The following is a 9,196-nucleotide window of genomic DNA, read 5'->3' as shown; positions in this document are numbered from 1 at the left end:
GTGGCACGGCAGCTGGTGCTGCGTGCGGTGGTCACCGGCGCGGTGGTGGCCATTCACACCGACGACCGGCAGCGCTGGGAAGGGCTGGTTGCCACGGTCAACGACAACCAGCGACTCTTCTACGCCACTGCCGGTGCGCGCACCTGCGATATCGCTGTCTTCGACGGTCGTAGCGTGACCATGGTGCCCGCTCGCACGGTGCTGCGCCTGCTGGGACCAGACACCGTCGGCGGCGGTGCGGACATGACTATCGTCGAGGGCCCCGGCCAGGTGCTGGAGGTGTCGATCAACGATGCCGACCCGATCACCGTATGGACCATCCGGACCCGTGAAGAAGACCGCTACCTGGGTCTGGGTTACGACGACATCCCAGCGCCGCGGCGGGTGGTTTCCACCGCGCCCGTGCTGACCCGCACACCGCGGCGGCCCGCAGCCTCGGCCCCGGCACCTGCCCGCAGGCCGGCGCCGGAGCCAGCGCAGCCGCCCGCTCCGTCGCCTCTAGAGTCCCCGCGCGACGGCGCGGATCTGGCCGGTGCGGGATCGAACGGTGCCGGCCGGCACCGCGATATGGGCGCCCCACAACGCATTCCGCGCAGCCGACGCTCTGCCGGGCCGCCGCCGCCGGCGCCGCGGCGGCCACCGCGTAACTACCGGCCCTCGCCACCGGAGTAATTCGGCCCAGCGGGGCCCGCTACGACGCACAGCGCCCGCCACGAAGGGTGGCGGGTGGGGTCTGGGGTCTGAAGCTGCCCGGCGCGCGCGCAGACGGTTGTGGTGGGCCTTGCTCTCCTCGTCGAGCGTGAGGTAGCGGGAAGCCTCCACGTGCTGTTTGGGCACCGGCTGCTCGGATGCCACCATTCACCTCGGCGGTCTAAGTTCTAAGTCTAAGGGCAGCGGGCGGGCGCGGCCGGGGAGATCAGCGATCGAACGCACGAACTACGCACACAGCGTCCACAGTGGGCATGAGTGACCCGTGAATACTATCCCGACTGTTCGTGAATAGTTGACCGCGTGTCGCGCACAATGTGTGTGAATTATGCTATGACCTGCGAAAACAGTCTGCCCCCTGGTCGCTGGAAGTTTTTTACCGCAGCAGAAGCATCCACCCAGTCCCGGAAGGTTATGATTTGCGCATGCCAAAGACTCCGAAGCTGGTCCGGGCACTGAATTCCCCGCCCGTGGTCATTGCGGTTGCGATGATCAAGGGCGGAGTGGGCAAGACGACCACTTCGGTGAACCTGAGCTACGAACTTACTCGGCTGCAGGTGTTCGACGAGGCGGAGAACGAGACCCGCCCGATCCGTGTGCTTTTGATCGACCTGGACCCGCAGGGCAATTCGACAACGGGCTTGGGACTGGAAGTTCCCGAAGCGCACGATCAGACGCCGACGATGTTCAATGTCTTGCACCCAGAGAAGCATCGCCGGGTCCCGCTCAACGACGTCATCCAAGGAACCGACTACGGGGTCGACGTCGCGCCCTCACGGCTGGTGCTTGACGAACTCGACAAGGGCCTGGGGCCCGGAGGGCAGATGCGTCTGCGCCGTGAAATAGAAACTCTTCCTGCGTACGACTTCATCATCATCGACTGCCGGCCCACCCTCAACGAGCTTGCCTCTGCGGCGCTTTCGGCGGCGACCTGGGTGCTGGCCACCGTGGGAACCGGGCCCGATGAAGTGGGCGCGTTGGGAGCGTTGGACGCCGCGGTGGAAAACGTCGAACTCAACAACCCCGGCATCAAGATCAGCCACGTGTTGCTGACGAATTACTTGGGAGGCTCACGGGCGACCAAGGCGATTCGCCGTGCGGTCGAAAGTGCTTGGCCCAAAGAGTATCTGGGATACATCTCGCGCACGGTCCGCGTGACCGAGGCCAAGGCGCACAGCCAACCAATCTCGGTGTATGACCCGAACTGCACTGCCGCGGAGGACTATCGGCGCGTCGCACTGCAGATGGCGGAGGAAGGACTGATCCGCAATGGCTAAAGAATCCGGTGCCATTCCTCTGCCCAGTGCTCGCGGTCGTGCGGTGTCTGCAGATGCTGCGCGGGTCCGTGGTGTGCCCTCGGGCGCAGCGGCGCCGCAGCCGGGTCTCGGCGCTAACCCGGTCGCCGACTTCGTGGCGCACGATCCCGCCCTAGAGCAGCTGCGCAGCCGCAAAGTCAAGCGGACCGGGCTCAACGTGCACATCAACTCCCAGGTGCACACCGCGTTTGCTGCATTTATCGACGAGTACGAACTGCCCAAGGGCGACGCGACGTCGTTGGCGATCCAGGAGTTCCTCGAGCGACGCGGCGTCGTGATCCCCGGCGTAGCCAGGGTCCTTCCGCCGCCGGTCGCGCCCGATCCGGCCCATGGTCAGATCGTCCCCGACGCCGAGTCGGCCAGTGAATAGGCTGGTCGAGAAGTGATACAGGTGGGGATTGGCCGAGTGGCATCAAACGCAGAATTGGGTGACCGATGACCAACCACATGGACAATGTTTCCGATGTCGAGGCCAAGGACGACCTGACAGGCGAGTTTGTTGAAGAGAAGCCGGATCCGGTAACTCACGAGCTGATCCGTGCCGAACAGCTCGTCAAAGCTGCGATCGAGCCTCCACACGTTGCGACCGAGTACTTCTCCAAGCGGTTCCAGGAATTAGCTGCCAGCATGAACGTGCGCATGCTGGACACCGACCGGGTGCGCAAGCTGACTCCCCTGCGGATTCAACGGATGCTCAAGGAGCAAGCGCCGGACCTGCCGGTCTCACAGACCCAGATCTACCGCTACTTCCACGGCGAGGCCCCGCCGCGCCTGGACGTCGTCTACGAACTGGCCAAACTTTTCGGTGTGCCCCCGACCTACTTCGTGCCCGAGGAGTTTTTACCCGAATAGAAAACTCACGACAGCGCCGGGCGGACGGTCACGCCGCCACGGCGGGCCGCGATGTTGTGAAAAGCGACCCCTGCGTGGCAGGCGATCCGAGGCCGTCGAGGCAATAGACTGAGGCTCGCAACTCCGGCATGGTGCTTCCCAGGGGTCTTTGGCAAGAGGTTTCCCGGTAGCGGCGCGGCAACGTGCCCATGTCGGAGTTTGCTTTTTCTTCAGCGGATTTGGGCTTTTCGGACCCGCGAGAGGGGTCATGGACGTGGACAGCGGTCGCGACGCACTGCGAGCCCACGTCCGCATGCGGCTGGCATTTTGGCAGGCCCAGGATCGCCGCAGCATTACTACCGGCCCGGGCTGGCTGTGGCGCGGACAGCATGTTGCGTCGTTGCGTCAAGCAGACCTGAGTGCGCCCACCGGCGAGCTGATCGCTCGGCGCCGGGCCGCCGGCATGCCCACCGCCGACCTCTTCGGCGCGGCGGGGCCGAGGGAACGTCGGCTGCCCCGTTGGGCGTCGGCGCGCAGCGCGGCTGGGTGGTCGGGCGCGACGGTGATGCTCGTGCTCGTGGCGCTCATCTGCGCCCGGGCCGGCGATGACCGAGCCGGAATCGGCGTCCTCGCCGGGTGGGCGGCTGCGGCGAGCGCCGCGGTGACACTTGCGGTAACTGGCCTGCTCGTCTGGGCGCGCAGGGATCCGTTGAGGCTGAGCGCGGCTCAAGTCGGTGAGGTCAACACCGCCCGCCGTGTCCTGGACTGGAATCCGCTGGCCGGTGCGGGGCCGATCACCTCGGGTGGGGCGTATCTGCTCGAAGGCATCGCCGTCGTCGCGGACCTGGTGGGCAGCCCCGCCTGGGCGCTGCCCGGTGTCGACGTCCTACGCTGGCGCTTTGACCCCGACGAGGAGATCTTCCAAATCGCTCGCGCCGCGTACTGCCTCGATGTCCACGAAACCGCGACAGCCACAGGGGACCAGCTGGTGGCCATTGAGGGCTTCACTGGGACCATGGTGCGCGCGGAGCGGCGATACCTGACTGACGCCCTCCTGAACCGCCTGCTGGTACTGCACCGGTGCGTCGCGACGATGAACGATCTGCAGCAGCGCGCACGCCAGGCCGGCGCTGAGGGCATCGAACCCGCCAGCAGCGCGCTGTTGGGTTCCGCGGCCGAAAACGAGCTCGCCGCTGCCGCCTTAGGCGACTTGAACACCGACCTGCTGACAATGGCGCACGTATACGCCAACGTGGGCGCTCCCGGCGGAAATCTCCACACCCGATAGCCGTTACGGGTGGGTGATTCTCGTGCGGGCTTCATCGTCACCTGCCGTGCGTGGCCCGCTATTACGGTCGGTTCGATCCTCCCGCCGCGCGAGATTCACAGCGGCGTTGTCGTCCCGCTGATCGGAGGCTGCGGTCGACTTCGCGGACTTCGTCACCGAGAACAAGGTTGCATGCGTTTGCGCAACGCGGCGCGCTACTGTTTGACGGGCTTGATCTCGGGGCGGGCCAGCTGGTAGCCCCCTCCAGGGCAAATGGCAGAGCCCCAGGCCACGCGGTGCCGCGTCGGCGAACCACGTCAGCCGGTGACCATCGATCGATCACCAACACCAGGGACATGCCGTCGTCGCAGACCACGACGCAATCAGGTAGATGGTTGCCGGCCGGAGGACCGTCGCCAACGCCATAACTTACCATTAGAGAAAAATTACTTCTATGCGGGAAACTCGTTTGCCGTAGTCAAAAGCTAATCTTGACCCTATCGATGTGCAAATCGTAACTGGTTGGATTTGCACATCCAGTCTCGCGATATGCGACTGACCTGGGGAAGGCAAATGCTATGTCTGAAGCCGCAGTGATCGAGCTGATCACCATGCTGGAGGCGCAGCCACGACCGTCGGATGAGCAGTGGTACAGCCAGGCGCTGTGCCCGCAGACCGACCCCGAGGCATTCTTCCCGGACAAGGGCGGGTCGACCAAGGACGCGAAGAAGATCTGCCTGCGCTGCCGGGTCAAGAAAGAATGCCTGCAGTGGGCGCTCGACCACGACGAGCGCTTCGGCATCTGGGGCGGTCTGTCCGAGCGTGAGCGCCGCCGCCTCAAGCGCGGTATCGACCCGGACCGGTCTGTCGACGAGATCGACCAACCGCACCGCATTCCGGGGATCGCCGCCTCAGTCGACGACTACGACCAGGACGCGAGGTTGGCAGGATGACCCGCCCCGCCCAGCGGTCCGCCGGCCGTGAGCAGGTCCCAGGACTGGGTGAGATCCAGCCGCCTATCGAGGTGATCGACGCCTACTGGACGGTCTTGGACCTGGCGACCTTCGGATGGCATCCCAAGCGGCTGCAGTTCGACGCCCACATCGCCACCGCCTTCGTCACCGCCCACAGCCCCGCGCGGCGCACCGTCACCGTGAGCTGGGACCTGCGAGGGAATCGCACAGCGCGCCAACAGGTTCCCAGCCGGGCTGCAGCGCGCAGGTTGCTCGAACTGGCCCGTCTGGTGGCAAGCCTGGGGCAGCACGACGCCGAAACCGGCGAGGACTGGCTCACCCAGTTGTGCTGGCTGGTGCAAGGGAAAGTCGGCTCCCCGCACCGCCATCACCGCAACTGGCGGTGCACCGATCCGCTACCCACGCTGGCGGCCAGTGAGCAGCCCGCGACCCGGGGCCGAGCGGCCGCGTGGCTGATCGCGCGGCTGGTCGCCGAATACGGCTGGAGCGTGAACCATCTCGGGGAAGACATCGCCGGGGGAGGCTTCGTCGCCGACATCCCCGGCGACGTACGGGCGATCTTCCCGGCCGCCATGGAATACGACGGCACCGCTGCGGCCGCGCTGGCCCGGATGATCCCGACACTGCAGACCCAGGACCTGCACCTGCTAGCCAACCTCGACTACCGCGCGCTGTGGGCGGCCAGGTCGGTGGCCGTGGAGCGGTCATGACACTCCCGGCGGCCCTGACCGTTCCCACCGCGTGGGTGCCCGACTACCTGCACGGATCGCTGCGCCGTTGGCAGTCCCCGCAGACCTGCCGGTGCCGGCGCTACGACGGCGACCAGGTCATCCACTGCGTCGGTCGGGTGCAGCACTTCCTCGACATCGCCTTCGGTCGGCCGCCACGATCCCGATGCGGGGTGCTGCTCATCCAGAGATCGCCGACGGCCCTCTTTGAGGAAGGCGCGCCACTGTGCCCGGCATGCGCAGCTATCACCCATCCGCCCGCCGCGCAGATCGCCGCCTTCAACCACCGCGGCGACGACCACGCGACGCCGCGATGAGTGCGCACCGCCTCGATCCAGAACTGGTGCGCAAACACGTGCTCGATGTCCTCGCGCACGCTGGTGGGGACCTGACCACCGCAGAACTGCGCCAACTGCTCCAGCCTTGGGCGCCGGGCCTGGTCAACGAGACCGTCTACCGCAACCTCATCGTCCTGCAACGACGCGGCAAGGTCCGCCGGCTAGTCCGGCCCGGTCACCGGCACGTCGCCTGGGCGATCGCCACCACCTCTAAGTCCAGCCACGAAGGAGGCCAATCCTGATGACCGCACCGCCTGCCGCCGATCCCCACATCCTGACGACTCCCGTCGCCGACGTCTTCGCCGACCACACCTATCAGCGCCCACTGGATCGACAACGAGTCGACCGTGTGGCTTTCTTTGCCACGGCCAAGAAGACCAGCGTCAACCACGGCACCGGAGCATTGCCCGAGTTCGTGGTGATCGTCTTGCACGAGCGCCACAACCTGCACCAACGCGCCGGCGCCCGTCTGGTCATGCGGTCGGGGTTCCGCGGAGTCCTGCGCGCGGGCGCGGCCGCCTAACCCGCGGGCGGTCGCCGCATAAAAGGCCCGCCGGGGACACGCCATCCTCGCAGGTCGCTGTCATTGGCGCGGCGGCGACGGAAACGGCTCAACCATGGCGATACTCAACCGATGAAGGCGAACGGGAAGGCAGGCACAATGCGTACCACTGCACCGGCGGCTGCCCGAGCGGGCCGCGGCCAGCCGCTTGCCTGGAATGGCCCGGTATGCGTGATCCCCAACTGCGCCAACGATTCTGAGCGGCGGGGTCAGACCAGCTTAGATGCGTTCGCCGAGCACCCACGCCCCGCCGGCGGTCCTGCTCCGACCCAGGCGCACATCGCTGAGCATGACAGCTACATCGATCGGGCACTGCCCGTCAGCTGCGTGACGGGTATGCGCGCAGCGCGTCCCCGGTAGTGCCGACGCGGAAGAGAGGGCTGAAGTGACCACCGTCGAACGCCGCCCAGCGAAGTTCGCCGGCGACACCACCGACAGCGATTTCGGCCGGCTGCCCCCACACGATGAAAGCGCTGAGCAGTCCGTGCTGGGCGCGATGATGATGAGCAAGGACGCGATCGCCGACGTCCTGGAAATCCTTGCGCCCGGCGACTTCTATAAACCGCGGCACCAGATCATCTTTGACGCCATCTTGGATCTGTTCGGGCGGGGTGAACCCGCAGACGCTGTCACCGTCGCCGCCGAACTCGAGCGCCAGAGCACCTTGCGCCGCGTCGGCGGTGGGCCCTATCTGCACACGCTGCTGGCTATCGTGCCCACCGCAGCCAATGCCGCCTACTACGCGCGCATCGTCGCCGAGAAGGCCGTGTTGCGCCGCCTGGTCGAAGCCGGAACCCGCGTGGTGCAGTATGGCTACGCCGGCGCCGAGGGAGCTGAGGTTGCTGATGTGGTAGACCGGGCCCAGGCCGAGATCTACGACGTCACCAACCGGGACCGTCGCGATGATTACGTGGCGCTGGCCGACCTGCTGCAGCCAACCCTGGACCAACTCGACGATCTGGCAACCCACGGTGGACTTGCCCGGGGAGTGCCCACTGGGTTCATCGAGCTCGACGAACTGACCAACGGCCTGCACCCCGGACAGATGATTACCGTCGCTGCACGACCCGGTGTCGGCAAAGCGCTGGCGCTCAACACGATTCTGCCCACACCGGGCGGCTGGACCACGATGGGTGAGGTCAAGGTCGGTGACGAACTACTCGGCGCCGACGGACAACCCACACGCGTTATCGCCGCGACAGCCGTGCTTTACGGCAGGCCTTGCTACGACGTCGAATTCTCCGACGGCACGGTGATCACCGCCGACGGACAGCACCAGTGGCCGACGCGCCTTGGGACGGTGATCACCGCCCACCTGCAACCCGGTGCGGCGATCCCGACCGCCGTAGCCGTCACGCTGCCCGAGGTGGGCGAACTGCGTGATGACCCCTACACCGTGGGCCGGGGGCTGGCGGGAGATACCGACGTCGAACTGTGCGGCCATGACACCGTTGTACGGCGCTACCTGCGGGGGTCTTTGCGTCAGCGGCGCGCCATGCTGCGCGGGCTATTGGACGCCAGCCATGTCAGCGGCGGTCTGGGGGACAGCTTCACGCTCATGGCGCGGTGGCGGCGCTCCGAAGACCGCACCCTGGCCGTCGATCTGCTGCATACGCTGGGCTACGTCGTGGCTCCTGATTGGCCCGGCACACCGATCCACGTAGTGGCCGGTGATCGAACCGTGGTCGCCGTGCGTAGTCGGCACAGCGTCGCGGTACGGTGCGTTCAGGTGGACAACCACGATCATCTCTACCTTGCCGGCAGTGGCATGGTGCCGACCCACAACTCCACGCTGGCACTGGATTTCATGCGATCGTGCTCCATCAGGCATCGGATGGCCAGCGTCATCTTCAGCTTGGAGATGAGCAAGTCCGAGATCGTGATGCGGCTGCTGTCGGCCGAGGCCAAGGTCAAGCTGGCCAACATGCGCTCAGGGCGGATGAGCGACGACGACTGGACGCGGCTGGCCAAGAAGATGAGCGACATCAGCGAGGCCCCGCTTTTCATCGACGACTCACCCAACCTGACGATGATGGAGATCCGCGCCAAGGCCCGTCGTCTCGCTCAAAAGACCGACCTGCGATTGGTCGTCGTAGACTACATGCAGCTGATGACATCAGGGAAGCGATTCGAAACCCGACAGCAAGAGGTCTCGGAGTTCTCCCGGACCCTCAAGCTCTTGGCGAAGGAACTCGACGTACCGGTGGTGGCGATCAGTCAGCTCAACCGAGGCCCGGAACAGCGAATGGACAAGCGGCCCATGATTTCTGACCTTCGTGAGTCGGGCAGCATCGAGCAGGATAGCGACGTCGTGATGCTTTTGCACCGGCCCGACGCCTTCGAGCGGGATCACCCCCAAGCCGGCGAAGCAGAGATCATCATCGGAAAGCACAGGGCCGGTCCCACGAAGACGATAACTGTCGCCAGCCAACTCCACCTCAGCAAGTTCGCCAACATGGCGCGCGACGGTTA

9 protein-coding genes and 2 pseudogenes are annotated in these 9,196 nt (G+C 65.9%); all 11 read left to right on the top strand.

Going from position 1 to position 9,196, the window contains the following annotated elements; genetic code table 11:
• A pseudogene (locus tag F0Q45_RS28010) lies at positions 1-672 on the top strand (hypothetical protein); the annotation flags it as partial.
• Positions 673-1,133: 461 nt separating this feature from the next.
• Complete coding sequence (locus tag F0Q45_RS21845) at positions 1,134-1,985, top strand: ParA family protein (RefSeq protein WP_149655916.1); 852 nt, start codon at positions 1,134-1,136, stop codon at positions 1,983-1,985.
• Between the two features lie 43 nt (positions 1,986-2,028).
• Positions 2,029-2,394 (top strand): hypothetical protein, encoded by a 366-nt coding sequence (locus F0Q45_RS21840; RefSeq protein WP_149655915.1) that lies wholly within the window; start codon positions 2,029-2,031, stop codon positions 2,392-2,394.
• A gap of 65 nt (positions 2,395-2,459) precedes the next feature.
• Positions 2,460-2,876 (top strand): helix-turn-helix domain-containing protein, encoded by a 417-nt coding sequence (locus F0Q45_RS21835; RefSeq protein ID WP_149655914.1) that lies wholly within the window; start codon positions 2,460-2,462, stop codon positions 2,874-2,876.
• A gap of 247 nt (positions 2,877-3,123) precedes the next feature.
• Positions 3,124-4,143 (top strand): hypothetical protein, encoded by a 1,020-nt coding sequence (locus tag F0Q45_RS21830; RefSeq protein WP_149655913.1) that lies wholly within the window; start codon positions 3,124-3,126, stop codon positions 4,141-4,143.
• Between the two features lie 557 nt (positions 4,144-4,700).
• Positions 4,701-4,973, top strand: a pseudogene (locus F0Q45_RS21825) (WhiB family transcriptional regulator); the annotation flags it as partial.
• A 98-nt stretch (positions 4,974-5,071) separates the two neighbouring features.
• Entirely contained in the window at positions 5,072-5,806 is a 735-nt protein-coding gene (locus F0Q45_RS21820) for a hypothetical protein (RefSeq protein ID WP_149655912.1), read from the top strand.
• Complete coding sequence (locus F0Q45_RS21815) at positions 5,803-6,141, top strand: hypothetical protein (protein WP_149655911.1); 339 nt, start codon at positions 5,803-5,805, stop codon at positions 6,139-6,141. Before F0Q45_RS21820 ends, F0Q45_RS21815 begins: the two co-directional genes overlap by 4 nt.
• Positions 6,138-6,404 carry a hypothetical protein gene (locus F0Q45_RS21810; protein WP_149655910.1) on the top strand — a complete coding sequence of 89 codons (267 nt, stop codon included), beginning with the start codon at positions 6,138-6,140 and terminating at the stop codon, positions 6,402-6,404. Before F0Q45_RS21815 ends, F0Q45_RS21810 begins: the two co-directional genes overlap by 4 nt.
• Positions 6,404-6,685 carry a hypothetical protein gene (locus F0Q45_RS21805; RefSeq protein WP_149655909.1) on the top strand — a complete coding sequence of 94 codons (282 nt, stop codon included), beginning with the start codon at positions 6,404-6,406 and terminating at the stop codon, positions 6,683-6,685. The genes F0Q45_RS21810 and F0Q45_RS21805 overlap by 1 nt, the downstream gene beginning before the upstream one ends.
• Before the next feature lie 424 nt (positions 6,686-7,109).
• On the top strand, positions 7,110-9,196 hold a 2,087-nt coding region (dnaB, locus tag F0Q45_RS21800; RefSeq protein ID WP_149655908.1), incomplete at its 3' end, for a replicative DNA helicase.

The organism is Mycobacterium simiae, from assembly GCF_008370645.1.
Classification (GTDB): domain Bacteria; phylum Actinomycetota; class Actinomycetes; order Mycobacteriales; family Mycobacteriaceae; genus Mycobacterium; species Mycobacterium simiae_A.
This window is presented reverse-complemented; position numbering and strand designations above follow the sequence as displayed.